This is a genomic window from Streptomyces sp. NPDC056580 (genome assembly GCF_042793175.1).
In the GTDB taxonomy this organism is placed as follows: domain Bacteria; phylum Actinomycetota; class Actinomycetes; order Streptomycetales; family Streptomycetaceae; genus Streptomyces.
In genome coordinates this window covers 129,105-152,542 of record NZ_JBHTVE010000015.1, presented here as the reverse complement: position 1 = coordinate 152,542, position 23,438 = coordinate 129,105, and the positions used below count along the sequence as shown (strand labels likewise).

General features: G+C 68.7%; 22 protein-coding genes and 2 pseudogenes. 9 read left to right on the top strand and 15 right to left on the bottom strand.

Features of this window, described 5'->3' with window-relative positions:
* Positions 1-7: 7 nt before the first annotated feature.
* Positions 8-178 (bottom strand): hydrophobic protein, encoded by a 171-nt coding sequence (locus ACFQ9Z_RS30385; RefSeq protein ID WP_184966629.1) that lies wholly within the window; start codon positions 176-178, stop codon positions 8-10.
* A gap of 158 nt (positions 179-336) precedes the next feature.
* Here ACFQ9Z_RS30385 and ACFQ9Z_RS30380 point away from each other — a divergent pair, with 158 nt between their 5' ends.
* From ACFQ9Z_RS30380 to ACFQ9Z_RS30370, 3 genes are all read left to right on the top strand, one after another.
* Positions 337-510, top strand: a complete 174-nt coding sequence (locus ACFQ9Z_RS30380; protein WP_383026120.1) for a CsbD family protein — start codon at positions 337-339, stop codon at positions 508-510.
* A gap of 539 nt (positions 511-1,049) precedes the next feature.
* Positions 1,050-2,069 (top strand): DNA-directed RNA polymerase subunit alpha, encoded by a 1,020-nt coding sequence (locus tag ACFQ9Z_RS30375; protein ID WP_383026117.1) that lies wholly within the window; start codon positions 1,050-1,052, stop codon positions 2,067-2,069.
* 219 nt (positions 2,070-2,288) lie between these two features.
* Positions 2,289-2,672 (top strand): hypothetical protein, encoded by a 384-nt coding sequence (locus ACFQ9Z_RS30370; RefSeq protein ID WP_383026497.1) that lies wholly within the window; start codon positions 2,289-2,291, stop codon positions 2,670-2,672.
* Between the two features lie 55 nt (positions 2,673-2,727).
* Here the strand turns inward: ACFQ9Z_RS30370 and ACFQ9Z_RS30365 are convergent, their stop codons facing one another.
* Positions 2,728-3,867, bottom strand: coding sequence for a helix-turn-helix domain-containing protein (locus ACFQ9Z_RS30365; protein ID WP_383026113.1), 1,140 nt, complete (start codon positions 3,865-3,867; stop codon positions 2,728-2,730).
* 87 nt (positions 3,868-3,954) lie between these two features.
* Here ACFQ9Z_RS30365 and ACFQ9Z_RS30360 point away from each other — a divergent pair, with 87 nt between their 5' ends.
* The 3 genes and pseudogenes from ACFQ9Z_RS30360 to ACFQ9Z_RS30350 all read left to right on the top strand — a co-directional run.
* On the top strand, positions 3,955-5,010 hold the full coding sequence (locus ACFQ9Z_RS30360) for a ferredoxin reductase (RefSeq protein ID WP_383026110.1): 1,056 nt from the start codon (positions 3,955-3,957) through the stop codon (positions 5,008-5,010).
* A 7-nt stretch (positions 5,011-5,017) separates the two neighbouring features.
* Positions 5,018-6,136: a fatty acid desaturase family protein gene (locus ACFQ9Z_RS30355; RefSeq protein ID WP_383026107.1), complete on the top strand. Its 1,119-nt coding sequence runs from the start codon at positions 5,018-5,020 to the stop codon at positions 6,134-6,136.
* A gap of 210 nt (positions 6,137-6,346) precedes the next feature.
* Positions 6,347-6,700: pseudogene (locus ACFQ9Z_RS30350) on the top strand (hemolysin III family protein); the annotation flags it as partial.
* 96 nt (positions 6,701-6,796) lie between these two features.
* On the opposite strand, the gene ACFQ9Z_RS30345 reads toward ACFQ9Z_RS30350, so the two are convergent.
* The gene (locus ACFQ9Z_RS30345; RefSeq protein ID WP_158925729.1) at positions 6,797-7,135 is read right to left on the bottom strand and encodes a MerR family transcriptional regulator; all 339 of its coding nucleotides are present in this window, start codon (positions 7,133-7,135) and stop codon (positions 6,797-6,799) included.
* 905 nt (positions 7,136-8,040) lie between these two features.
* Here ACFQ9Z_RS30345 and ACFQ9Z_RS30340 point away from each other — a divergent pair.
* Positions 8,041-8,273: pseudogene (locus ACFQ9Z_RS30340) on the top strand (IS30 family transposase); the annotation flags it as partial.
* An 88-nt stretch (positions 8,274-8,361) separates the two neighbouring features.
* On the opposite strand, the gene ACFQ9Z_RS30335 reads toward ACFQ9Z_RS30340, so the two are convergent.
* From ACFQ9Z_RS30335 to ACFQ9Z_RS30315, 5 genes are all read right to left on the bottom strand, one after another.
* Positions 8,362-8,688 (bottom strand): SCO5918 family protein, encoded by a 327-nt coding sequence (locus ACFQ9Z_RS30335; protein WP_383026104.1) that lies wholly within the window; start codon positions 8,686-8,688, stop codon positions 8,362-8,364.
* A gap of 49 nt (positions 8,689-8,737) precedes the next feature.
* Positions 8,738-9,142 carry a CBS domain-containing protein gene (locus ACFQ9Z_RS30330; RefSeq protein ID WP_383026101.1) on the bottom strand — a complete coding sequence of 135 codons (405 nt, stop codon included), beginning with the start codon at positions 9,140-9,142 and terminating at the stop codon, positions 8,738-8,740.
* A gap of 45 nt (positions 9,143-9,187) precedes the next feature.
* Positions 9,188-10,684, bottom strand: a complete 1,497-nt coding sequence (locus ACFQ9Z_RS30325; protein ID WP_383026097.1) for a DEAD/DEAH box helicase — start codon at positions 10,682-10,684, stop codon at positions 9,188-9,190.
* A gap of 347 nt (positions 10,685-11,031) precedes the next feature.
* On the bottom strand, positions 11,032-11,235 hold the full coding sequence (locus tag ACFQ9Z_RS30320; protein WP_014145516.1) for a cold-shock protein: 204 nt from the start codon (positions 11,233-11,235) through the stop codon (positions 11,032-11,034).
* 711 nt (positions 11,236-11,946) lie between these two features.
* Positions 11,947-12,189, bottom strand: a complete 243-nt coding sequence (locus tag ACFQ9Z_RS30315; RefSeq protein WP_383026093.1) for a DUF5302 domain-containing protein — start codon at positions 12,187-12,189, stop codon at positions 11,947-11,949.
* Between the two features lie 557 nt (positions 12,190-12,746).
* Here ACFQ9Z_RS30315 and ACFQ9Z_RS30310 point away from each other — a divergent pair.
* Complete coding sequence (locus ACFQ9Z_RS30310; RefSeq protein ID WP_383026090.1) at positions 12,747-13,964, top strand: AI-2E family transporter; 1,218 nt, start codon at positions 12,747-12,749, stop codon at positions 13,962-13,964.
* Between the two features lie 83 nt (positions 13,965-14,047).
* On the opposite strand, the gene ACFQ9Z_RS30305 is transcribed toward ACFQ9Z_RS30310, so the two are convergent.
* The 5 genes from ACFQ9Z_RS30305 to ACFQ9Z_RS30285 all read right to left on the bottom strand — a co-directional run bounded on the left by ACFQ9Z_RS30305 (position 14,048) and on the right by ACFQ9Z_RS30285 (position 19,059).
* Entirely contained in the window at positions 14,048-14,728 is a 681-nt protein-coding gene (locus ACFQ9Z_RS30305) for an HdeD family acid-resistance protein (protein WP_383026087.1), read from the bottom strand.
* Positions 14,729-15,089: 361 nt separating this feature from the next.
* Positions 15,090-16,355, bottom strand: a complete 1,266-nt coding sequence (locus ACFQ9Z_RS30300; RefSeq protein ID WP_383026083.1) for a cytochrome P450 — start codon at positions 16,353-16,355, stop codon at positions 15,090-15,092.
* 62 nt (positions 16,356-16,417) lie between these two features.
* Entirely contained in the window at positions 16,418-17,821 is a 1,404-nt protein-coding gene (locus tag ACFQ9Z_RS30295; protein WP_383026080.1) for an NAD(P)/FAD-dependent oxidoreductase, read from the bottom strand.
* Positions 17,818-18,036, bottom strand: coding sequence for a ferredoxin (locus ACFQ9Z_RS30290; RefSeq protein ID WP_383026077.1), 219 nt, complete (start codon positions 18,034-18,036; stop codon positions 17,818-17,820). The genes ACFQ9Z_RS30295 and ACFQ9Z_RS30290 overlap by 4 nt, the downstream gene beginning before the upstream one ends.
* 534 nt (positions 18,037-18,570) lie before the next feature.
* The gene (locus ACFQ9Z_RS30285; RefSeq protein ID WP_383026074.1) at positions 18,571-19,059 is read right to left on the bottom strand and encodes a GNAT family N-acetyltransferase; all 489 of its coding nucleotides are present in this window, start codon (positions 19,057-19,059) and stop codon (positions 18,571-18,573) included.
* A 268-nt stretch (positions 19,060-19,327) separates the two neighbouring features.
* Between ACFQ9Z_RS30285 and ACFQ9Z_RS30280 the strand changes: the two genes are divergently transcribed.
* The gene (locus tag ACFQ9Z_RS30280; protein ID WP_383026069.1) at positions 19,328-21,013 is read left to right on the top strand and encodes a ribonuclease J; all 1,686 of its coding nucleotides are present in this window, start codon (positions 19,328-19,330) and stop codon (positions 21,011-21,013) included.
* A gap of 306 nt (positions 21,014-21,319) precedes the next feature.
* On the opposite strand, the gene ACFQ9Z_RS30275 is transcribed toward ACFQ9Z_RS30280, so the two are convergent.
* Together ACFQ9Z_RS30275 and ACFQ9Z_RS30270 are read right to left on the bottom strand one after the other, a co-directional pair.
* Entirely contained in the window at positions 21,320-22,273 is a 954-nt protein-coding gene (locus ACFQ9Z_RS30275; RefSeq protein ID WP_383026066.1) for a cupin domain-containing protein, read from the bottom strand.
* Positions 22,274-22,368: 95 nt separating this feature from the next.
* Positions 22,369-23,256, bottom strand: a complete 888-nt coding sequence (locus tag ACFQ9Z_RS30270) for a BTAD domain-containing putative transcriptional regulator (RefSeq protein ID WP_383026063.1) — start codon at positions 23,254-23,256, stop codon at positions 22,369-22,371.
* Positions 23,257-23,438 lie beyond the last annotated feature (182 nt).

Here is a 23,438-nt window from a genome sequence, read left to right as displayed (position 1 = left end):
GGTCAGCTCACCACCGGTACCAGCGACCGCGGCCGCCACCCGCGCTCGTGGAGCGCATGACGAAGCCGAGCAGCCACAGCACCAGGACGGCGAGGGCCACCCACCAAAGGATCTTGACGGCGAAACCGGCGCCGAAAAGGACGAGTGCGAGAAGCAGAACGAGCAGCAAGGGAACCATGGTTATCGACCTCCTGGGCCGCAGTATTCCCCGCGAATGTTCCTTCATTCAGCAGATGCGACTTGCATTCAGCAGATGCTACTTGTTTGTGCAGGGAGAGCCGGGGCACGAGGGGGCTACAGCGAAAACGGCACCGACATGACGAGGAGGCGCTGTCCATGACTGCCGGCGAGAAGGCCAAGGCGAAGACCGAGCAGGCCGAGGGCAAGGTCAAGGAGGCCGCGGGAAGCGCCATCGGCAATGACCGTATGACCGCCGAAGGACAGGCTGAAAAGAGCACGGGGGATGCCCGTGAGGCCAAGGAGAAGACCAAGGACGTCTTCAAGCACTGACTGCATCTCTTTTCCTGGAAGGGCCTTCCCGCGCACACTTCGGGAAGGCCCTTCGAGGTGTCTCGGCGGAGGCAGTCGCCACCGCAGTCATTCGGCCGACGCCGGCGAAAGAGCGCGCACGGCCCGCCATAATCCATTTACGGCAGCTCCACGGCCAGTTGGGCGAACTTCGGATCAATCACGGCCACATTGTTGCGTCGTTCGCGGTGAGCACACGCCGTCCTGGGAAAGGGGACCCGCCCCCAGGAAGGCCGGCCGGGCCGCACCCGCGAGGCTTCTCATCGAGTGGTCGCGTGTAACGTGACACGGCCGTGGCCGGGCATGCCTGTCCGGCCGTCCTGCTCGGCCGGGATCCGGACGCGGGCAAAGCAGAAACGGCAGTGGGGGCGGCTGGCGGATGGGAGACTCGAGATCTCCTCGCTGGGTTGGAGTCGGGCGGTCGGGCCTCTTCCTAGGCCGATGAACCCGTATCGCCCCGTACCCTTCGTGTTGTCTACGGCGTCACATAGCGGGCGCCAAACCACTGGAGGCAACACCCCGTGCTCATTGCTCAGCGTCCCTCGTTGACCGAAGAGGTCGTCGACGAGTTCCGCTCCCGGTTCGTGATCGAGCCGCTGGAGCCGGGCTTCGGCTACACCCTCGGCAACTCCCTCCGCCGTACGCTCCTGTCGTCGATCCCCGGCGCTGCTGTCACCAGCATCCGCGTCGACGGCGTCCTGCACGAGTTCACCACCGTGCCGGGCGTCAAGGAGGACGTCACCGACCTGATCCTCAACATCAAGCAGCTCGTGGTCTCCTCGGAGCACGACGAGCCGGTCGTGATGTACCTGCGCAAGCAGGGCCCGGGTCTGGTCACCGCCGCCGACATCGCGCCCCCGGCCGGTGTCGAGGTGCACAACCCCGACCTCGTCCTCGCCGCGCTCAACGGCAAGGGCAAGCTGGAGATGGAGCTGACCGTCGAGCGCGGTCGCGGCTACGTCTCCGCCGTGCAGAACAAGCAGGTGGGCCAGGAGATCGGCCGTATCCCGGTCGACTCCATCTACTCGCCCGTGCTGAAGGTCACGTACAAGGTCGAGGCCACCCGTGTCGAGCAGCGCACCGACTTCGACAAGCTGATCGTCGACGTCGAGACCAAGCAGGCCATGCGTCCACGTGACGCCATGGCCTCCGCGGGCAAGACCCTGGTCGAACTGTTCGGTCTCGCCCGCGAGCTGAACATCGACGCCGAGGGCATCGACATGGGCCCGTCCCCGGTGGACGCCGCCCTCGCCGCCGATCTGGTGATGCCGATCGAGGAGCTGGAGCTCACCGTCCGTTCGTACAACTGCCTCAAGCGCGAGGGCGTCCACTCCGTGGGTGAGCTCGTCGCCCGCTCCGAGGCCGACCTCCTCGACATTCGCAACTTCGGTGCGAAGTCCATCGACGAGGTCAAGGAAAAGCTCGCCGGCATGGGTCTCGGTCTCAGGGACAGCCCGCCCGGATTCAACCCGTCCTCCGCTGCGGACGCCTTCGGCGCCGACGGCGTGGACACGGGTTTCACGGAGACCGAGCAGTACTGAACGCTGCGATGCGCCGGACATAGCGACACTACGCGCACGGGGACAGGAGAACCTCCACGCCGCCATGGCTGCATACCTCTACGACCGGCTGGTGACGGAGGACGAACACCGTCAGCGCGTCCGGCGGCATCCCCCGGCTCACTGCTGCCGCTGATCGCCGCAGCGGCGGCACGCTACAGCACCCCGGAGCGGCCACAGCCCTGGCTGAAGAGCCCGTCGATGAAGTACACGCCCTGGGCTCTGGCTGACGCGGCCCGCGTCTGCCAGGCCTACGGCACCGAGTACCAGCGTTCCGAAGCCACCGAGCGTGATCCGCTGGAGATCCTGGCGGCGTACTCGGAAGTCAAACGGGCGTCGCGGCCGACAGTCCGCCCTTTCAACCCGGTCGCTCCAGCCTTCGCCAACACCCTGCTCGACGCGACCGGCGTCCTCCTCGGCCAACTCCCGCTCAGCCGCGACCGGGTGTGGCTGGTCGTGCGAGACGCGGGCCTGACGGATCGGCAGGTGGGCGACTCGTGGTGGAACGCTCCCTGTCAGCCGACCTGCTGCACCTTGATCGCGTCGCTCACGCGAACCGTCCCGGCTGCAAGGACGTCCAGGTAGACACCGAGCACGATGCCGGGATGCGCCGGGAGTTCGTGGACGGTCGAAGTACGCGTCAACTGGCCCGAAGACCGACCGCCAGCGTCAGTTCGAGGACCCGGTGTGGCGATGCGAGATCCGGAAACAGCTCCCGCAGCTGCGACATCCGGTACCGGACGGTCTGGGGATGGACGAACAACGCCGCCGCCACCTCGTCCCGCCTGCCCTGGTGCAGCAACCACGCCCGCAACGTCTCCTCCAGCCGCCGTGCGGTCGTGACAGGCAAGGTCCGCAACGGTGCGAGGGCTCGGGCACGCAGGTCTGCGAACGCGTCCACGTCGGCGCTCAGCACCAGCTCGGGCAGGTGGTCCTCGGTGTCGCGGATATCGGAGGAGAGGGAGCGCGCGCGTGCGGCTCGTGCGTACGAGGCGGACGCACGAGTCCATGGCCGGGCCGGACCGACCACGGCGGTGCGGTTGGTCAGCTGCCGCAAGAGATGTGATCGGTCGGCATCGGGGACGAGCAGCACACCGGTGGCGTCCGGCTGATCGTCGAGGACGAGGGTGCTCGGGTCGAGCGTGCGGTAGGCAGGCCGGGCCTGGGCGGCGGGCAGCAGGACCACGGTCAGCGAAGCCGGAGGCTGCCATCCGGCCCGTTGAGCAGAGGCCAGCAGCACGTCCGGGCTCGCGCCGGCGAGGAGGTCGCGGGCCAGGTGTTCCAGGTGGCGCTCGTGGGCCCTGCCCCGGGCAGCCAGTTCGTCGGCGTGGCCCGCGGCGCTCGCGGCAGAGAGCTCGTCGATGTAGGCGAACGTCAGCTCGGCGAACTTGGCGACCTCGGCGGCGGGCAGACCTGCGTGTACGGCACCCGCTGCCAGGCATCGCCAGGCCACGCGGGCGCCGACGCGGTAGGCGCTGAGCAGGGCGTCCATCGAACGGCCGTCGCGCACCTCGCCGCGGCCCAGCTCGTAGGCCGCGTCACCGCCGTCGCCGCCCGTGGCGTTCCCGCTCGCGAGGTCCAGGTAGTGCCCGAGGGCGGTGCGAACGGCTCGGCGGATGGTGCCGCCCATGCTGCCCGAAAGGGCGTTGGCGTAGGAAGGGACCTCGTCGATGATCGCCTGGACGACCTCGTCGGCGGTGGTCTTCAGCGCGGCCCGAAGTGCGGTGACCGCCGTCTCATCCAGGGCCAGTTCGCTGGCCCTCTGGGTTACACGACTCACGTTTTTATTCCCTGCGAACAATTCCACCCACCAGATTCACGTCCTACGGTCAGGACTTTACGCCCTGAGACGCAGCAAGCTGGAGTCATGACGAGTGCAGCCCTTCGCAGCAGGGCGTGGAAACTGCTGGAGATGGTCACGACGCCGCTGCTGCCGTCGGACTACCTCGACCTGGTCAGCCCACTGCGTGCGGGCGCTGACCTGCGGGGGCGCATCGAGGCCGTGCACCCCGAGACGGGTGACGCCGCGACTGTCGTGATCAGGCCGGGACGGGGCTGGCGCGGCCACACAGCCGGTCAGTACGTGCGGATCGGGGTCGACGTCGACGGGGTGCGCATGTGGCGTGCCTACTCCATCACCTCGCCGACGAACCGCCGGGACGGCCGCGTCACGATCACCGTGAAGGCGATCCCGGACGGCAAGGTCAGCAACCACCTGGTCCGCAGGGCGAACCCGGGCACGTTGATCCAGCTCGACCAGGCGACCGGTGACTTCGTGCTGCCGCAGGCCAAGCCCGCCAAGGTGCTCTACCTGACGGCCGGCAGCGGCATCACGCCCGTGATGGGCATGCTGCGCGACGTCGAGTTCGACGACGTCGTCATGGTCCACTGCGCGCCACGGCCGCAGGACGTGATCTTCCGCAACGAACTGCACGACCTGGTCGCGGACAAGAAGCTGCGGCTCACCGAGGTGCACACCGACACAGACGGCATGCTCGACATCGCCCGTCTCGACGAACTCGTGCCCGACTGGGCCGAGCGCGAGACCTGGGCTTGCGGGCCCGCGGGCCTGCTCGACGCCGCCAAGGAGCACTGGAGCGAGCACGGCGTCCAAGAGCGCCTGCACACCGAACGCTTCCGCCCCGGCATCGTCGTCGCCGGCGACGGCGGCGAGGTCACGTTCAGCGCCACCGGCAAGACCGTCGACGCGGACGGCGCCACGCCGTTGCTGGACGTCGGCGAAGAGGCCGGCGTGCTCATGCCGTCCGGGTGCCGCATGGGCATCTGCTTCGGCTGCATCACGCCGCTCAAGGCGGGCGCCGTCCGCGACCTGCGCACCGGCGAGATCACCGAGGCCGAGCCGGGCGTCCTCATCCAGACCTGTGTGTCCGCCGCGGCGGGCCCTTGCGACATCGAACGGTAGGAGCACCTTGACCGCCATCGACCCCACCGCCCACCTGACGGCGGAGCAGATCGAGGAGCTTGGCCGCGAACTGGACGCGATCCGCGACGAAGTGATCGCCGGACGCGGCGAGAAAGACGCCACCTACATCCGTAGGGTCATCTCGGCGCAGCGCAAGCTCGAGCTGGTCAGCAGGGGCGTGCTGCTGTTCTCGATCTTCCCGCCCGCGTGGCTGCTCGGCACCGCCGGTCTGTCCGTGGCGAAGATCATGGACAACATGGAGATCGGCCACAACATCCTGCACGGCCAGTGGGACTGGATGCGGGACCCGAAGATCCACTCCACCACCTGGGAGTGGGATCACGTCTCGCCGTCCGACCAGTGGAAGCACTCGCACAACGAGCTGCACCACACGTACACCAACGTGATCGGCAAGGACAACGACCTCGGCTACGGCATCATGCGCGTCGACGAGGACCAGAAGTGGCACCCGTTCCACCTCGGCCAGCCGCTGTGGAACTTCATCAACGCCTGCTTCTTCGAGTACGGCATCGCAGCTTACGACCTGGAGCTCGGCAAGAACCTGAACAAGCGGTGCCGCAAGAACCCGGAGTTCCGCGCGCGGGCCAAGGCCGTGGGCCGCAAGATCCGCAAGCAGGTGCTCAAGGACTACGTGATCCACCCGCTGCTGTCGGGCCCGTCGTTCCTCCCCACGCTCGCCGCCACGTTCACCGCGAATCTGGTCCGCAACATCTGGTCCCACTCCGTGATCATGTGCGGGCACTTCCCCGAGGGCGTACAGGTCTTCGAGCGCCGGTCGATCAAGGACGAGACGCGCGGCCAGTGGTACCTGCGCCAGATGATGGGCTCGGCGAACATCAGCGGCAGCAGGGCCATGCACTTCATGACGGGCAACCTGTCGCACCAGATCGAGCACCACCTGTTCCCGGACCTGCCGAGCAACCGGTACGCCGAGGTCGCGGTGAAGGTGCGCGCGCTGTTCGAGAAGTACGAGCTGGAGTACGTCACCGGACCGCTGCCGAAACAGGTGTTCTCCGCGTGGCGCAAGGTCTTCCGGCTCTCGCTGCCGAACAAGAAGCCCGAGGTCAAGGCGCCGGACCGTGAGCAGGAGCTCGTCGCCGCCTGATTGTTAAAAGCGCCTGGCTCACGAACCCGAGGTCAGGCGCCCTTGTCCAGCAGGCTCCGGAATCGCCACGCACTCCACGTGAGGCGTCATCGGAAACACGTGACAAGATGTGTGGACGGGAGAATCTGCAGGTCACATGGGGTTTCCTGCCTTGGGCGCGGGCTGTGAGGTGGCCGGAACGTCAAATGAGCGTCATGTCTGACGGACTTTCTCCCTCCCGACCGGCGAAACCTGCTGCTGTGGATCGTATGGACGGGCGCGCTGACAGGTATCGCCTTCCGCGTGCTGTGGGTCAACGCTTCCCGCTGGCTGTACACCCCCTGCTACCTGGCCCTGGGGCGGGCACCGGTGCGTTGCCTTCCCGACTTCCTGCACACCGGCGGTGCGGCCGTGGTCACCCTGACAGTGACCGGCGGTCTCCTCTACAGCGCAGGCGCGGTGGTCTACGCCGTCCAACGCCCCGACCCCTCGCCCCGCCGGTTCGGCTTCCACGAGGTGGTCCACGCCTTGACCGTGGCGGCCTTCACCGCCCACTACATCGCCCTCTCCCTCGCCGTCTACTGACGGGGCAGCCGTTCGGACACGAGCACCGTCTCTGCGCGCCGTAGCCCGGCCACGCGGGGGTGCGACAGCCCGCCGATACCGGCGGGCCCGCTCACCTCAGGCTGCGGCCGACGGACTGGACGATCCACCGGTGCGGCGGTATTCGGCGTTGATGCGCTGGGCTTCTTCGAGCTGGTCTTCGAGGATGATGATCCGGCATGCGGCCTCGATCGGGGTGCCCTGATCGACGAGCTCACGCGCGCGGGCCGCGATGCGCAGTTGGTAGCGGGAGTAGCGGCGGTGTCCGCCCTCGGAGCGCAGTGGTGTGATCAGCCGCGCTTCGCCGATGGCGCGGAGAAAGCCGGGAGTGGTACCGAGCAACTCGGCGGCCCGGCCCATCGTGTAGGCGGGGTAGTCGTCGTCGTCGAGACGGCTTAGCGACTCGTCTGCTGTCATCTCACCTCTCTGCGGAACGCGTGGAGGGGCCTTGGTGCCGTTTGGCACCAAGGCCCCGAAGGAACTGCAACACCATCTGCCGGCCCTAGTGCTGCGCCGGCCTTCTGTTTCCGCCCGGTCGCCTGATACTCCGGCGGGGGTGCGGGGATCGCGGATGCGTGACCGGAGACCACCTACCTATCGATGTCCTGCGGTACCCGGGCTCGCGTCTTCCGCCCGGGCGATCCTGATGGCGCTCGACTCCTCCGTTCTTCCCTCGGAACCAATCACTTGCAAACAGGGACTGCGTACTACTGGCACTGCAACCGCGTCAACTGCGGTCCTGCTCGCGGCGGCCCCTCATCACTTCGGGCCACCCGGTCCGGTCGTCAGTCCCGTCGCCGTCGTACAACAACCTGGCTTCGGAACTCCACCACCGCACCGTCATACGTGGACTGCTGCCCGGCAGTTCGTGTCTGCCGGGCCTTGCTCGATCTCGACTACGAAAGAAACCATAATCACTGAGACATCGAATGTCTACTTCAGCGAGCATAGATTTGCTGCGGCTCGACGACGAGGTCTCTCGCTGAGCCGATCTGCGAATACTGGGGGCCGTTCGCAGCGCAGGTCCGACGCACGGATGAGACCCAGAGCCGCCCGCAGAGCTTCCCGTGGCGGCGCCGACCGCGATTCTCAGCCCCCTCCGGCGAGCACGGTGGCTCGGGTGGTTGGCGGGCGGGGCGCAGGGCCGGGTAGGCAAGGGCCGGGCATGAACGATCCGCAGACGAGGGCGACCCTGATGATCACAATGTCCGTCAACGCCACAGCTGCCCCGTTCCACGTGGCCCTTGCCGACGCACGCGATACCGCACAAGCGTTCATCGAAGACCGAGCAATCAGATGTCCCTGACCGTGGTCACCAGTAGCTCGTGCACCTCCCACGCGACCACGATGCCGCCGCTGTCCGCAACGCGCTCACCGCGACCACCCAGACCCTCCCGCCTCACCTGAAGCGGTCCGGCCTGTTGCGACAGTACTTCCCAAGGGCACCGACCTCTCCCGCCACACCCGCGAGGACCTGGACGCCGCCGCCACCGAACTCAACAGCCGCCCACGCAAAACGCTCGACTGGGAGACCCCAGCCGAGCGTCTGTTTTAAACTGCTCGCGGCTTGATCAACTCACCGCGGTGTTGCCACGGCCCCTGGAATTCGCCTACGCCGCTGGGGCCTCACTGCTCTGTTCGGCTCACACCTGTCCGTACGTCAGGCGGACAGGCGGAGTGCCGAGCGTTGCGGAAGCCGGCCCGTACGGGTCGGCCAGGGGCGCAGACGCGGCGGTAGGGCGGGTGCGGCAGGTGAAGCCGAGTTGGGTCATGGCCCTGAGGACTTCGCCGATGCTGAAATCGCGGCGGTCCTGGCGGGTGACGACCTGGCCGACTTGCTTGGCGGGGTAGTGGCGTCGTCCGATGATGACGTACTCACCGGTGACCAGCTCAGGTGTGATGCCCTTCATCGATTCCACCACGCCGCTCTTGGTCAGGTCGAACGGGAAGCGGGCGATGACACAGCGCATGATGCCTCCAGGGAGACGAGAAGACCGGTCCGGGTGGGGTGAGGGCGGTTCAGCGGGAGAGGGCGAGGACGCCCAGAGCGTCGCCGTGTCCGTCGACCATGGGCGGGGCCCCGAGCCGGCGGCAGTGCATCGCACGTTCGGCTTCGGCCCTCGTGGTCAGAGGTGAGGCGAAGGGCCCGATGACGTCGGCGATGTCACGCAGGCGGATGCGGTCCGTGTATCCGGAGCCGTCACGAACAGCCATGAGCCGGGCCCGGGTGACCAGGCCGGTGCACAGACCGTCCTCGTCGCAGACGACCAGATGACCTGTACGGGCGGCGTCCATCACGGACAGTGCCACCTCCACGGTCATGTCCTCCCAGACCTGCGGTCCGGCCGCGTCCCTGGTGTCGGCCTCCGTGCCGTGCGCGGGGTGGGCGCTCGCCTGGCGGAACTGCGTCTGGTCCAGCGTCAAAGGGTGCCTCCTGCGGAGTTGGGCGGGCTTCCTGACACGAAGGCTCTATGCCGCCGCACCGGCGGTGGACTGCCGTACGGGCGCGCGGCGGGCCGCCGAGACGGGGCGGCGTCGGCCGCGTGAGGTGGCGCCGCGCTTCTTGGGCCGTTCGACCACCGGTGCGGTGATGACGACCGGGATGCCGGAGGGGGTCTGGGCGCCGGTGATGCGGTGCAGGGCCTCTTCGCCGACGCGGACCTGGGTGGTCTGCGGCACGATGCCGGCCGCTGCCATGAGGCGGGTCATGCCGCGGCGCTGGTTGGGGGTGACCAGGGTGACGACGCTGCCGGACTCTCCTGCGCGGGCGGTACGGCCGCCGCGGTGGAGGTAGTCCTTGTGGTCGGTCGGCGGGTCGACGTTGACGACGAGGTCGAGGTTGTCGACGTGGATGCCGCGCGCCGCGACGTTGGTCGCTACCAGCACATTGACGTGTCCGGTCTTGAACTGTGCCAGCGTGCGGGTGCGCTGTGGCTGTGACTTCCCGCCGTGCAGGGCGGCGGCCCGTACCCCGCTGTTCAGGAGGTGTTCGGTGAGGCCGTCGACGGCGTGCTTGGTGTCGAGGAACATGATCACACGGCCGTCGCGTGCGGCGATCTGGGTGGTGGCCGTGTGCTTGTCGGCGCCGTGAATGTGGAGCACGTGGTGCTCCATCGTCGTGACCGCGCCGGCCGAGGGGTCGACGGAGTGCACGACGGGGTCGCTGAGGTAGCGGCGCACGAGCAGGTCGACGTTGCGGTCGAGAGTGGCGGAGAACAGCATGCGCTGGCCTTCGGGGCGGACCTGGTCGAGGAGGGCGGTGACCTGCGGCATGAAGCCCATGTCGGCCATCTGGTCGGCCTCGTCGAGGACGGTGATGGAAACCTGGTTCAGCCGGCAGTCGCCGCGGTCGATGAGGTCTTTGAGGCGTCCCGGTGTGGCGACGACGATCTCGGCGCCGCCGCGCAGCGCGCTCGCCTGCCGGCCGATCGGCATTCCGCCCACCACCGTGGCCAGCCGCAGCCTCACAGAGCGGGCGTACGGGGCGAGCGCGTCGGTGACCTGCTGCGCCAGCTCGCGCGTGGGTACGAGGATCAGCCCCAGCGGCTGCCTCGCCTCGGCGCGCTGCCCGGCCGTACGGGCCAGCAGCGCCAACCCGAAAGCGAGGGTCTTGCCGGAGCCGGTGCGGCCACGGCCCAGTACGTCCCGGCCGGCGAGAGAATTCGGCAGGGTCGCAGCCTGGATCGGGAAGGGTACGGTCACGCCTTGCGAGCTGAGCGCGCCCAGCAGAGCCCCGGGCATGTCGAGATCGGCGAAGCCCTCCACGGCGGGGAGCGCGGGAGTGATCGTCTTGGGCAGCGCGAACTCCCCCTGGACCGCGGCGGGCCGGCGGCCGTAACCACCGGAACGGCTCTGCCCGCCGGAGCGGCTCCTGGCGGACGAACCGAATCGGCTGCCGCCCCTTCCGGATTCGGCACTGCCGTTACGGGTGCGGTTGAAGCGGTCGTTCGTGCGTGTGCGGTTCATGCGGAACCTTCCTCGATGCGGCACATATCAAGGAATTCCCGCAGCGATCAGCAGCACAGAGAATTGCAAGAATGGACCGGTGGAATGCGACAGCGAATCTGACCGACGAAAAATCCGTGCGGCACAGGAGCTGGAATGAGTGGCGCGAAGCGGACGCAATGTCCGGGCGTCCGCCGCGATGAAGCCATAAAGGGATGCGTGCACCCCTGAAGGATGCTCCGTATGCGGTGAGCCTACGGGTTTCCTGGTTGTCGTCCGCAGGCCAAACCACTGCGGGAAGATGCGAGTAGCTGGGGCCCGCACCCCGAAGGACGCGGGCCCCAGCTACAAGTACGCGACAGTCAGCGTCAGGCGAGAACGATGTTCTCGGCCGTCGGGCCCTTCTGGCCCTGCGCGATGTCGAAGGTCACCTTCTGGCCCTCCAGCAGCTCGCGGAAGCCCTGGGCGGCAATGTTCGAGTAGTGGGCGAACACATCAGCGCCGCCACCGTCCTGCTCGATGAAGCCGAAGCCCTTTTCCGCGTTGAACCACTTCACAGTACCAGCAGCCATGTCGTTTCTCCTTTGGGGCAGTGCGTCGGGATCCGCACTGCGCGGACCCTGTGTCGCCGCGATGATCACCCCGCCCGGAAAAGACCGGATAACAAAAGTGCCTCCAGTGGCGCAGGCGCCGCCCGGAGGGCACTTGAAGTTTTGGGAACCACAACTGCAACTGAGATCGACAGTAGCACGCCACAGCGGCCTGTGTACGGTGAAGAATCCCACCCCACTTAATGCAATAGAGAATCTGTCTGCCTGTTCCGTTGAAATCTCAGCTCGCGGGCACAGATATTGACCCAGCCGGAGCGCAACGTTTCGGGAAGCATTGGGGGCGCGCCCAGCGTAAGGGCTGCTCCCCCGAGGTATGGTGCGGGCGGGCGTGGAGATCAGGGTGGCTCCGGCAAGCGTCACGGCCCGTCTCCGGCGCACGCACGGGAGCGGCCATATCGAAGACCAGCAAGGACCAGGCTGTCGATCAGCTCGGTGGAAACAGCAGCATCCTGGTGCGGCAACGCCGTGAGCAGGAGGAAACGGCGGCTATTCCAGTTCGACGGCGCCACCGACCCGAGCCAACCGCATCTGGGCCATTCCCCCAGGCGAGTCCGCCGGCTACGCCCGCCCGCGACGCGCGCACGGGCATGCGCACGTCGCGGGCCACTGGACGGGACGTGCGAGTGGATAGGGCGATGCCGCTGAAGCGGTTAGATCACGGGGCTCATCGGCTCAGCCGCCGCTCTTGCGCCCGAACGACCGCTGGCTCGCAGCCGGGCCGTTCGCCGAACGCACCTTCGACGCATCGGACTTGGCAGCAATATCAGCGGCGTCCGTCTGCGCGCCGCGCTTGCGCGCCAAGGCTTCGCGGAACTTGCGCTTGAGGTCGTAGTTGCCGTCGCTGTCCGGCTCCAGAGGGGACGTCTCCGGGGCAGCCGGCTCCGAACCTTCCGTAGATACGGGCTCTGCGGTCATGGTGACCTCCTGGGTTCGGTGGTGGGTAAGCACAGCTTGTCATGCTGGGCGCAGTGCGAGGCGCCGGCAACATCGTTCTGCTCCGTTTCGGCGGGTATCCCTCTCGCGGCCAAAAGCGTTGACTTCGTAGGTGAGGCGCACATGACGGCTTCGGGCCGGGCCGAGGGCGGTTCTACGCCGACTCCGGGCTGCTGCCCCCTGCCGACGTCGACCCCATCTCGGGCTACCGCTACTCCAGCGCTGACCACACCACACGGAGCGCGCGCGTCCAGCGGCTCCTGCAAGCCGGCCACCACGCAGCGAAGCCGGTGCCTCGCCAACCGGCACGGCGCGTCATTCCGAAGGGATGCGGAACTCGAATGCGGGACGGTCCCACGGAGGACGACCGAGTGCAACGGCGCCCGCGCCGGCGTTGTGACCCACCTGTTCGGAAACCCCGCCAGGCCGTACCCGCGGGGCTTCTCGTCGCACGCCGCTCTCAGTTCGGGGGTGTCTCACTCACGCCCCGGACCCTCTCACGTCTCACGCCAGCCCCTGTAGCAGGGGCCTGCAGGAGGATGGCTGGACCGCAGTGTGGCACGACGCCCTGGCCCACTGCCGTGCCCAGCTCGCTTTGCCCCCCGAACGCGGATTCCTCGTTTTCCCGTTCCGGGGCTGGGAACCCGGCGCCCATGGCGACGCGTCCGGTTCCGGTGCGAACCATCCTCGCCACCATCGGCCTGGTACTCGCCACCTTCGTTCTACTCGAACTGGTGGTCCAGGCTCGGCGGGTGCTGATCTGGGCGGTCATCGCGTTGTTCCTGGCCGTCTCACTTCATCCGGCGGTCGAAGCCCTGCGACGACGGGTGCCGCGGTGCCGGCGGTCTGTGGCCGCCTTGCTGGTCTTCCTTGCCACGGCCGCGGTCATCGGCGCGGTGGTCGCCCTGTTCGTCGTCCCCCTGGCCCAGGAGGGAAGTCGGTTCGCCGGTCGTCTGCCCGCGATGATGAGAGACGCCCAGGCCGGCCGCGGGCCGGTCGGCAACCTGCTGGAGCGGACACACGCTCTGCGGTATGTCCAGCACCATCAGGCGCAGATCCGCGCGTTCGCCACCGGACTGAGCACGCCCGTCGCGAAGTTCCTCCGCAATGCCGCGAGCACCGCGGCAGGCATCGTCACCATTTTCGTGCTGGCCTATCTGATGGTGCTGGAGGGCCCCAGGGCCGTAGACCGGTCCCTGGCCCTCGTGGACGAGGCGCCCGCGGCCCGTATACGCCGCGTCGGAGCCGCGTGCGCCCGTACCGTCAACGGCTACCTGACCGGGAACTTGCTGATCAGCGTCATCTGCGGGATTCTGACCTACGTCGTGCTGCTGGTCTCCGGAGTGCCGTTCGCCGGCCTGCTGGCCCTGTTCGTCGCCGTGACCGACCTGATTCCCCTGGTGGGAGCCACCATAGGTGCTGTCGTCGCTTCCGCGGTGGCGTTCGTGCACTCCCTGCCGGCCGGCATTGTGGCCGTCGTCTTCTTCATCGTCTACCAGCAGGCCGAGAACCACCTCCTGCAACCGGTCATCCTGTCTCGGACGGTGAAACTCAACCCCCTCACCGTGCTGCTGGCCACCCTGATCGCCGCCGAAGTCGCCGGAATCCTCGGTGCCCTGCTGGCGATTCCCGTCACCGGCATCATCCAGGTCGTCCTCGGTGACATCTGGGCCCACCGCGGTGGTCGGCCACTGGGACTGCCGACACGTACGGACAACAGCCCCGAGAACGCCGACCGTTCCGACGCGCCGGAATAACGGCCTGACGGAGTGCGGCAGCCGGCCGGCGGAGGTGCGTGGTGTCGCCGCTCGCCGGCGCCCGGTCGGTCCGGCTCAGCCGGTCAGTGCTGAGCATGCGGACGGGCGTGGAACAGGGGGCGCCGCTGGGGGGCCGTGCCGGCGGCCAGATGGCCGATCTCGACGCGTGTCCTGATGGCGCGCACCACTTCGGTCAGACCGACGACAATGGCCATGACGCCCACTACCAGCGTGAGTGTCGCGATGGAGGCGAACGGCATGACGATCATCACGATGCCGGCCATGGTGCCGATGATGCCGAAGGCCACATGCCAGCCGCGGCCCGGCATGGCCTGATCGGAGGCCGCCGCGACCGTCTCCAAGGTGCCCCGGAACAGCCAGCTGAAGCCGATCCACAGGGCGAGCAGGAAGACCGACTCGAGGGGGCCCTGGAAGCAGACCAGTCCCAGCAGGATGGATACCGCGCCGGTGACGAAGTGCAGGACGCGAAGATGCGGGGGGACGTGGGTGCCGAAGGCGGCGGCGAGTTGGAAGACACCTGTAGCCAGCAGGTAGACGCCGAAGAGCACGCCGACGACGCGGAGCGTCTCGCCCGGCCAGACCAGGGCGATGACGCCCAGGGCGATGGTGGCGAGGCCCATAATGAGCAGGATCTGCCAGCCCACGTTCGCCAGGGCGGCGATGCCTTCGGCCGCAGGACCCCCCTCTCGGCGCTCGGTGCCGTGCGACGGAACGGAACCGGGGGATTCGGAAGGGGATGTCATGGCACCTACCTCCTTCTGTGAGCGGTGTGGTTACGTCACTACACGTCCATCGTCACCCGATCGGCCTCATGTCGCTCGGCGGAAGTGGCAGGGGGCGGTGGCGCATGAGGTGCTCCCGGCAGGCTCCTGCGTCCTGCGGGAGCCGCGATGTGTTTCCGCCGGACCGCCCGACGCCGGCGGCCAGGCACAGTCGTTGTGTGCCGTCCGCTGCACTGCGTGACAGCGGGTCAGTCCGGCGTCGCTGAGCGGGGCGGCTCCCCGGTGTGAGCCCGGTGACGCCCGCTCCCGGCCGCTCCACCCACCCTGCGTTCCCGTGCCCGGGCGTGAGGGCGGATGCGTGCAGCGGGCAGCGCGACGCCGGTCAGTCGCGGATGCCGTCGATGTCGACGAGGACGTGCCGCGGCCCCCGGAAGATCTGGTTGTGCCGGTACGGCGGCGGGTCCTCGACCAGCCGGGGGTTCTGCACCCGGCGGACGAACTCGCCGACCGCGATCTGGACCTCGAGTCGCGCGAGCGGGGCGCCGAAGCAGAAGTGGATGCCCTGGCTGAACCCGAGGTGTGCGTTGTCCCGGCGTTCGAGGTCGAGCCGGTCGGGGTCGGTGAACCGTTCCGGGTCGCGGTTCGCCGACCCGTACGCCAGGAAGATCGGTGCGCCCGCCGGGATGGTGGTGCCGGCGATGTCGATGTCCTCCACGGCGGAACGGGTGTGCCAGAACTGCACCGACGACTCGAACCGCAGCAGCTCCTCCACCGCGGGCACGATCAGCTCGGGCCGGCCGCGCAGCCTCTCCAGCGCGTCCGGGTGGCGCAGCAGGGTGAGGACGCTGTGAGCGATGAGGTTGACCGTGGTCTCGTGTCCCGCGAAGATCAGGAGCAGGGCGTTGCTGATGAGCACGCCCTTGGGCATCCGCCCTTCCGGGCCGTCCTCGTTCACCATCGCGGAGAGCATGCCCGGGCCTGGCTGCCGGGCGTACCGGTCGAGCAGATCGGCCGTGAAGCGTGCGAACTCCTGCACGGCCTGCCGCCCTCCGGCCTGGCGGCTTCGGATCTCTTCGGAGGCTGCCTCGGGGCCGAAGTCCAAGGCGTCCAGGGCGGTCTCGACCCAGTGGTGGAAGCGTGGCTCGTCCTCCAGCGGCACGCCCAGGACCTTGCAGATCACCGTCACAGGAAGGGGGTAGGCGAAGTCGTCGACGGCGTCGATCCGGGTCTTGCCCTCCATGTCGTCCAGGAGGCCGCCGACGATGCGGCGGATCTCGGGCTCCAGGTCGGTGATCAGGTGGGGCGCATGGGGCGGCCCGACGAAGTGCGGCATCATCATCCGGCGGTCCCGGTCGTGCTCGGGCGGATCGCAGGTGATGATGTTCGGCTCGGTCAGCACCTCCCTGATCGGCTCGGCCGCCTGCGGCTCCCCCGAGCCCTCCGCGTGGGCCGGGGCGGGGCGCTTTCGCGGGTCCGAACTCACCCTTGGGTCGTGCAGCAGCGTGACGATCTCCCGGTAGGTGCTGACGACGTAGGTGCCGTCCGGCTGGCGCGCCACGGGTGTCTTGCGCAGTTCGTCGTAGAAGGGATAGGGGTTGGCGCGGTTGGCGTAGCGGAGGGCCTGCTGCCAGGGGGTTTCCTCGACCACGAGGCTCCCCTCCTTCCTCCTGTCTGTGCTGTCCGCTTGCGCGCTCGGCCAAGCGGGCCGGATCAGTGGCGCCGGGGCCGGAACTCGGCCGCTCGCTCGCTCGGGGCGTGTCCGGTCAGGACGACGTCGGGGATCCCCGTCGGGACCCTGGGGTCCGGGAACTCGGCCGGCATCGGCTTGGTGTCGGGCGGCTGGTCCCAGCCCGGCGGCGGAGGCGGGAACGGACCGGACCGCTCGATCAGCTTCCCGTAGTACTCCAGCCACTTGCCGTGGTCGAAGGTCACGGCTGCGACGGTGCGCCCTCGGTGACCGTAGGCGGCGGCGAAACGCCGGTCCGCGACGGACCCCTGGGTGAAGACGATCTCGTCACCGAAGGGGGGTACGCCGACGGACTTGATGTTGACGCCGAACTGACCGGACCAGAAGCCGGGCAGCAGCAGGTGCGGGCGGTAGTGGGGCTCGAGGTTCACCATGTTGTGCGCCGCCACCTCGGCGCCGAACACGGCGTTGTCCCAGTGCTCCATGGCGAGGAACTGGTACTCGTACAGCACGTGCGGGGCGCGCGCCACATCCCCTGCCACGTAGATGCTGTCGGTGACCACGCCGTTGATGTCGAAGGCACGGCCCCCGGCGTCGCACCCGACACCCCAGAATCCTGCCGCCAGTCCGGAGCCCTCCAGCCACTCCACATTGCGGATCGACCCCAGCGAGGCCACCACCACATCGGCGTCGACGGCACTTCCGTCGGACAGGTGCGCACGCCGCACATGCCCGCCGGAGTCGCCCTCCAGTGACGACACGCCCAGTCCGCAGCGCAGGTCCACGCCGTGATCGCGCTGCATCTGCGCGGCGATCTCCCCGATCACCCCGCCGAGCGCGCCGACCAGCGGCGCCGCACCCCGCTCGACGACGGTCACCGGGATGTCGAGCTCCCGGCAGACGGAGGCTACTTCCGAGCCGATGAACCCGGCGCCGATGACCACGACCCGCGACGGCGACTCGGCCAGCTCCTTCTGCAGCTGTGCGGCGTCGTCCCGCGAGCGAATCGTGTGGACGCCCTCCAGTGCGGCCTCGTCCGGGTTCGGCCACTGCCGCGCGCGGGTGCCCGTGGTGATCAGCAACCGGTCGTACGGCACCTGCTCGCCATTCGCCAGCCGCACCTGCTTGGTGGCCCGGTCCAGCCCGACAGCGGCCGCTCCAAGCCGCCAGTCCGCGTCCACCTCCCGCATGCGGGGCAGCTTCGTGTGGTCGGCCGGCACCCAGCCCTTGAGGACCTGCTTGGACAGCGGCGGACGGTCGTACGGCTCGTACGGCTCCTCCCCGATGATGGTCAGGGAACCGGTGAAGCCCTCCTCGCGCAGCGTCTCCGCCGCCCGGAGCCCGGCCAGGGAGGCACCCACGATGACGATCCGCCCGCTCGCCCGGAACTCGCGCACCAGCTCCGCGACCGTTGCCCTCAAGGTCATGACGTCGTGCTCCCCTGCGCGCCCTCCAAGCGGTCGATCACGATCGCCTGCACGGGGCACGCCGCAGCCGCGCGCTCAACCTGCAGGCGTCGCTCGTCATCGGGATTCGGCTCGTAGGTGAGGGCCTCCTGACCGTTCAACCGGAAGACCTCGTGCGCCAGATACACACACTGTGCGTATCCCTGACAACGATTCAGGTCCACGACGATTCGCATGGGCAGACTCCTTCGGGCAGACGCGCTTCCCAGGCACGAGGCGCCCGCGACGTGCGGCCCCGTGACGGACCGCACGTCGTCGCGCTCAGTGGACTCCTCAATCGGTGGCCGCCGCCACCGCCACCGTGGCCTCCGCCAGAACCGCCGTAGCCGCCATCGTCTCCACCGCCGTAGCGCCATGGTCTCCACCGCCGTAGCCGCCGTGGTCTCCACCGCCGTGGAGGCGCGAGGTGGATGGCCGTCGCCGGGTTCCACAAGCGGCGTGCGGCGCGGTCTTCAGGTGTCACCGCAGCGAATTGAAGGAACGGCCTCATGGCCGGTCTCCCAGGGTCCACCCGTGCGTCATTCGCTTGATCGGGTGCTGTGACCGGAAGCCGGCAAGCCTGCGAGCGAAAGGCAGAGGGCGTGTCGTTGACTGCGGCCTTCGCTCAGAAAGCCTAGTCCCGCTTGCGCTGCACGGCACGTCGAGCGAAGGGCGGCAGAAGTGGGTCGGCGCACCTGCTCCGGCGTTCCGGAGAGCCCTTGGACGTCATCTCATCCCGAAGAGACGCGAAACTCGAATACGGGACGGTCCCACGGCACGGCGGGCGGGTTCGCGAGCGCGGTCCCGATCCGCACTGCGCCTGCGCGGTGGTAGAAGCCCTCGGCGGGAGGATGCGACACGACCTTGACACGGTCGTGCCCGGCGGCACGGGCCTCGGACTGCATGTGCGCGACGAGCAGCCGTCCAATACCCCGTCCTTGCGCTTCGTCGGCGACGAACAGCAGGTCGAGCTCCGGTGGAGCGAGGACGAGCGAGTAGAACCCGAGGACCCGGCCTCCCTGCTCGTCCGAGCCGACGGCCACGAAGGCGCGGTGGGCCTCGATGTAATCAGGCCCGACCCGGTAGCCCGCGACTGCGGACGCGTACTTGCCCTCGTAGGCTCCTGAGCCGCGCACGAGCCGTGTGAGCCGTTTGGCGTCCCGTGCGACGGCTCTCCGTATCGTGATCGGCTGACGCGTCGGGGAAGTGCGTGAGCTCATCGGACGAGTATTTCGCACCGGAGCGCACCGTCGTGCGGCGGGTCGGCTGCTCGGGCAGGATTCCGGCACCGCTCCCGGGAACCGTCGCCGGGCCGCGCTCGCGGGGGTCTCGTCGAGTACCGCTCTCACGGACGCCCCTACGACGGGGGCTGTGAGGTTGTGGGTCGCACCAGGTGAGAGGCCTGCCGGGCGACGTATCCCTCCTGCACCGAACGGATCACACGGGCCATGGATCAACCTGTCCCGTTCTACGGGTACCGTCGGGTGTATGAGTCACCCGCATCCCGAGCTGAAAGCCGCCCCGCCGCTTCCCGAAGGAGGGCTGCGGGTCATCGCCCTCGGCGGCCTCGGGGAGATCGGCCGCAACATGACCGTCTTCGAGCACGCGGGCAAGCTGCTCGTCGTCGACTGCGGTGTCCTGTTCCCCGAGGAGACCCAGCCCGGGGTGGACGTGATCCTGCCGGACTTCACCTCGATCCGGGACCGGCTGGACGACGTCGTGGGCCTGGTGCTCACCCACGGCCACGAGGACCACATCGGCGGCGTGCCGTACCTGCTGCGCGAGCGGCCCGACATCCCCGTCGTCGGCTCCAAGCTGACGCTGGCGTTCCTGGAGGCCAAGCTCAAGGAGCACGGCATCCGGCCGCGCACCGTGCGGGTGCGGGAGGGCGACCGGCGTGGCTTCGGTCCCTTCGACTGCGAGTTCGTGGCGGTCAACCACTCCATCCCCGACAGCCTCGCGGTCGCCATCCGCACCCCGGCCGGGATGGTGCTGCACACCGGCGACTTCAAGATGGACCAGTTCCCGCTCGACGAGCGCATCACCGATCTGCGCGCCTTCGCCCGCCTCGGCGAGGAGGGCGTGGACCTGTTCCTCACCGACTCGACCAACGCCGAAGTACCCGGTTTCACCACCTCCGAGCGTGAGCTGAACCCGGCGATCGAGCAGGTGATGCGCACGGCGCCGCGCCGGGTCATCGTCTCCAGCTTCGCCAGCCATGTGCACCGTATCCAGCAGGTACTGGACGCCGCCCACCAGCACGGCCGCAAGGTCGCCTTCGTCGGCCGGTCGATGGTCCGCAACATGGGCATCGCCCGGGACCTGGGCTATCTGAAGGTCCCCTCCGGTCTGGTCGTGAGCACGAAGGAGCTGGAGAAGCTCCCGGACCACAAGATCACGCTGGTGTGCACGGGCTCCCAGGGCGAACCGATGGCCGCGCTGTCACGGATGGCCAACCGCGACCACATGATCCGCATCGGCGAGGGCGACACCGTCCTGCTCGCCAGCTCCCTCATCCCCGGCAACGAGAACGCCATCTACCGGGTGATCAACGGACTCACCCGGTGGGGCGCCCACGTGGTCCACAAGGGCAACGCCAAGGTGCACGTCTCCGGGCACGCCAGCGCCGGCGAACTCGTCTACTGCTACAACATCGTCAAGCCCCGCAACGTCATGCCCGTGCACGGTGAATGGCGCCACCTGCGGGCCAACGGCGACCTCGCGATCCGTACCGGTGTCGACCCCGACCGGGTCGTCATCGCCGAGGACGGGGTCGTCGTCGACCTCGTCGACGGGCGCGCCTCCATCACCGGCAAGGTTCCCGCGGGCAACGTCTACGTGGACGGCATGGAAGTGGGCGGCGCCACCGAGGCATCCCTCAAGGACCGCCTCACCCTCGCCTCCGAAGGCGTGGTCACGGTGGTGGCGATCGTCGACGCGGACACCGGCGCCCTCGCCGAGGCCCCCGACTTCCTGGCCCGCGGCTTCGTCCACGACGACGCCACCTTCGAGCCGGTCGTCCCCGTCATCGAGAAGACCCTGGCCACTGCGGCCGAGGAGGGCGTCGGGGACGCGCGCCAACTCGAACAGCTCATCGCCCGCGCCGTGGCGAACTGGGCGTTCCGCACCTACCGCCGCAAGCCCCTCATCATCCCCGTCATCATCGACGCCTGAACAAGGTGGCGGGGAACGGCATCCGCCGCCCCTGCGGACGCATCACGTGTGCGGTTGTGCGGACATTCCTACAAGCGTGGACCGGTAGCAGAAGCAGCTTCGGGCCGGCGGCGTTTTGGTCCCAGGCGCTGGGGTGAAACCGCCGCGAGGACGAGTGCAGCCGGGTCCCGCACCCCCCGAGGGGTGCGGGACCCGGCTGCTGTCCGTGCGTCGGCGTCAGGCCGGAACGTGTTCACGCCCATCGGGCCCGTGCACTCCGCGCGATTCCGCTAGGCCGGACCGGCGAGAACCCCTCCCACCGATCCGCTAAACACCCGACGCGGGGGGCGTGGGCCCGACGTCCGGGAGGCCGAGCCGGAACCTACCGAACTGTGCGCCGTCCCGGGCGGCGAAGAACGACTTCAGCAGATCCTCCTGCTCGAACGCCCCGTTCAGCCGCTCCCGCACCTTCCGCAGCACCTCCAGCGGGCCCTCCGGGTCGCCGAAGCGCAACAGTTCGGCGCACATGGCCTCGTCCTCGCGGAGTCCGTCCACCAGCCAGTGGACGAGGTCCAGGCCGGTGGTGCAGGGGATCGAACCGGTGACGTGGAGGGAAGGGCCCTCCTCGGTCACCGGGTCGTGCCAGTAGCCCCGGGGCAGGAAGAGCACGTCGCCGGGCGAGAGCACCAGGTCGTCGACGGCCTCGGCCGGTGGCGTACCCATCGCCGAGTCCCTCGGGTGCATGGAGAACTCGTTGCGCCCGAAGATGCGCCACCGCTTCCTGCCCTGGAGCTGGATGGCGAACACGTCGTGGTTGTCCCAGTGGGCGTTGAAACCGCCGGTGGGCGCCCAGGAGGCGTAGAGGTTGAACTCGAAGTCGCTGAGCAGCCTGCGTTCGAAGGCCTCGGAGAGCCGCGACAGCCCGGGGTGGATCTCGTCCACGTACCGCATCGCGAGGGTGTGGCCCGCGCCCAGTGCCGCTCGCAGCCTCGCCGGATCGACCCGGACCCGCCGGCGCCCGCGCCGGGCGGCACGCGCCTCCAAGTAGGAGGCCTCGGGGAGTTGCCTGCCGTCCCGCGACAACCGCATCTGAGGGGAACGGAGTTGATGTGTCTCCAGGATCTCGTTCAGGTCGTCCCAGCCGAAGACGCTCCTGATCCCCTCCGCGGCGCCGGGGAACACGCGGTGTTCGTGGTGGTAGACCCGCGACAGGAAGTCGCCTGCGGTCAGCGTGGAGACGAAGTCGTCGATCGGGTCCGAGAGGTCTCTCGGGTGTTCCATGGCTCCTCCGTGATTCACCGCCGGCGCGGGACCGGCCGGTCGCGGTGGGAAGTGGGCGGACGATGTGCCGGGCGGGCCGCTCGCGGCCGGGAGGCTCACCCGGTCGCCTCGTGGAAGGGCAGCCGGGGGGCCGGCACCGCCGGGAGCGCCCGGCCCCGCTCGCGTCCCGGGCCCACTTCGCCCCAGGGGGCCTGGGCCCGGCAGGAGGCGGCGCGTACGACCAGCCGCAGGGCCTCGTCGCCGTCCCAGGTGAGCGCCGCGCCCCTGATGGCCTCGACGCTCGGAGGCACGTCGAGGCCCAAGTCCTCGACGAGGACCGTCCTGCAGCGCTTGAGGACGCTCAGGGCGCCCGCCGAGTCGCCCTGGACGCAGTACACGGCTGCCAGGAGTTCCCACAGACGTTGCCGGTACGGCGCTTCCGCGATGACCGTCTCGATGCGGTAGGACAGCATCTCGGTCCGGCCCGCGATGAGCAACGCGGTGAAGAGGTCCTCGTAGGTGTCGAGGCGCCCGTTGCGGAGCCCGGTCGCGTGCGCGTCGAACCAGCGCGTCATCGGCAGATCCTGCCCGAACGGGCCGCGCCAGAGGGCCAGCGCGTCCTCGAGCACGGCGATGGCCCTGTCGGCGTCACCCCGCGCCAGGTGGGCGCGGCCCTGCCGGGAGGCCTGGAGGAACACGGGCAGGTCGACCTCGTCGGGCCCCACCTCCAGCCGGTAGCCGCTCTGCGTGCCGCGGCATGTCTTGATCCTGTCGCTCAGCCCCGGCATGGCCCGGTCGAGATCACGCCGCAGTCCGGTGAAGTGACTGCGAATGTTCGCCCTGGCCGACGAGGGCGGATCGTCCCACAGCAGTTCGGCCAGTTCCGTCATTCCGACGGGGTGCCCGGACCGCAGGAGCAGGGCCGTGAGAATCGCCCGCCGCATGGGGGAACGAACCTCGACCTCTTCCTGGAATCGCAGGTGCCCCAGAATTCTGAACAGCATGGCGCCACCCGCCCCTTTCAACGGAGCGGACAGCACATGGCTGTGCACAACACCTTCTCCCCGGGAGGTAATGCCGTTAAAACGGAGCAGCGACTCACGGTCGACGTCATAATTGTCCCCCATTACTTGCTCAATGTGACGATCTGTTCAGCTTGCCCGTGACGCGAACTGCGCGGAGTCCG

Excerpts from the sequence above, each read along its gene's own strand:
- ACFQ9Z_RS30385 (WP_184966629.1), bottom strand. The coding sequence starts at position 178 with ATGGTTCCCTTGCTGCTCGTTCTGCTTCTCGCACTCGTCCTTTTCGGC.
- ACFQ9Z_RS30380 (WP_383026120.1), top strand. The coding sequence starts at position 337 with ATGACTGCCGGCGAGAAGGCCAAGGCGAAGACCGAGCAGGCCGAGGGC.
- ACFQ9Z_RS30370 (WP_383026497.1), top strand. The coding sequence starts at position 2,289 with ATGAAGTACACGCCCTGGGCTCTGGCTGACGCGGCCCGCGTCTGCCAG.
- ACFQ9Z_RS30360 (WP_383026110.1), top strand. The coding sequence starts at position 3,955 with ATGACGAGTGCAGCCCTTCGCAGCAGGGCGTGGAAACTGCTGGAGATG.
- ACFQ9Z_RS30345 (WP_158925729.1), bottom strand. The coding sequence starts at position 7,135 with ATGACAGCAGACGAGTCGCTAAGCCGTCTCGACGACGACGACTACCCC.
- ACFQ9Z_RS30335 (WP_383026104.1), bottom strand. The coding sequence starts at position 8,688 with ATGCGCTGTGTCATCGCCCGCTTCCCGTTCGACCTGACCAAGAGCGGC.
- ACFQ9Z_RS30325 (WP_383026097.1), bottom strand. The coding sequence starts at position 10,684 with ATGAACCGCACACGCACGAACGACCGCTTCAACCGCACCCGTAACGGC.
- ACFQ9Z_RS30320 (WP_014145516.1), bottom strand. The coding sequence starts at position 11,235 with ATGGCTGCTGGTACTGTGAAGTGGTTCAACGCGGAAAAGGGCTTCGGC.
- ACFQ9Z_RS30315 (WP_383026093.1), bottom strand. The coding sequence starts at position 12,189 with ATGACCGCAGAGCCCGTATCTACGGAAGGTTCGGAGCCGGCTGCCCCG.
- ACFQ9Z_RS30310 (WP_383026090.1), top strand. The coding sequence starts at position 12,747 with ATGGCTGGACCGCAGTGTGGCACGACGCCCTGGCCCACTGCCGTGCCC.
- ACFQ9Z_RS30305 (WP_383026087.1), bottom strand. The coding sequence starts at position 14,728 with ATGACATCCCCTTCCGAATCCCCCGGTTCCGTTCCGTCGCACGGCACC.
- ACFQ9Z_RS30295 (WP_383026080.1), bottom strand. The coding sequence starts at position 17,821 with ATGACCTTGAGGGCAACGGTCGCGGAGCTGGTGCGCGAGTTCCGGGCG.
- ACFQ9Z_RS30290 (WP_383026077.1), bottom strand. The coding sequence starts at position 18,036 with ATGCGAATCGTCGTGGACCTGAATCGTTGTCAGGGATACGCACAGTGT.
- ACFQ9Z_RS30285 (WP_383026074.1), bottom strand. The coding sequence starts at position 19,059 with ATGAGCTCACGCACTTCCCCGACGCGTCAGCCGATCACGATACGGAGA.
- ACFQ9Z_RS30280 (WP_383026069.1), top strand. The coding sequence starts at position 19,328 with ATGAGTCACCCGCATCCCGAGCTGAAAGCCGCCCCGCCGCTTCCCGAA.
- ACFQ9Z_RS30275 (WP_383026066.1), bottom strand. The coding sequence starts at position 22,273 with ATGGAACACCCGAGAGACCTCTCGGACCCGATCGACGACTTCGTCTCC.
- ACFQ9Z_RS30270 (WP_383026063.1), bottom strand. The coding sequence starts at position 23,256 with ATGCTGTTCAGAATTCTGGGGCACCTGCGATTCCAGGAAGAGGTCGAG.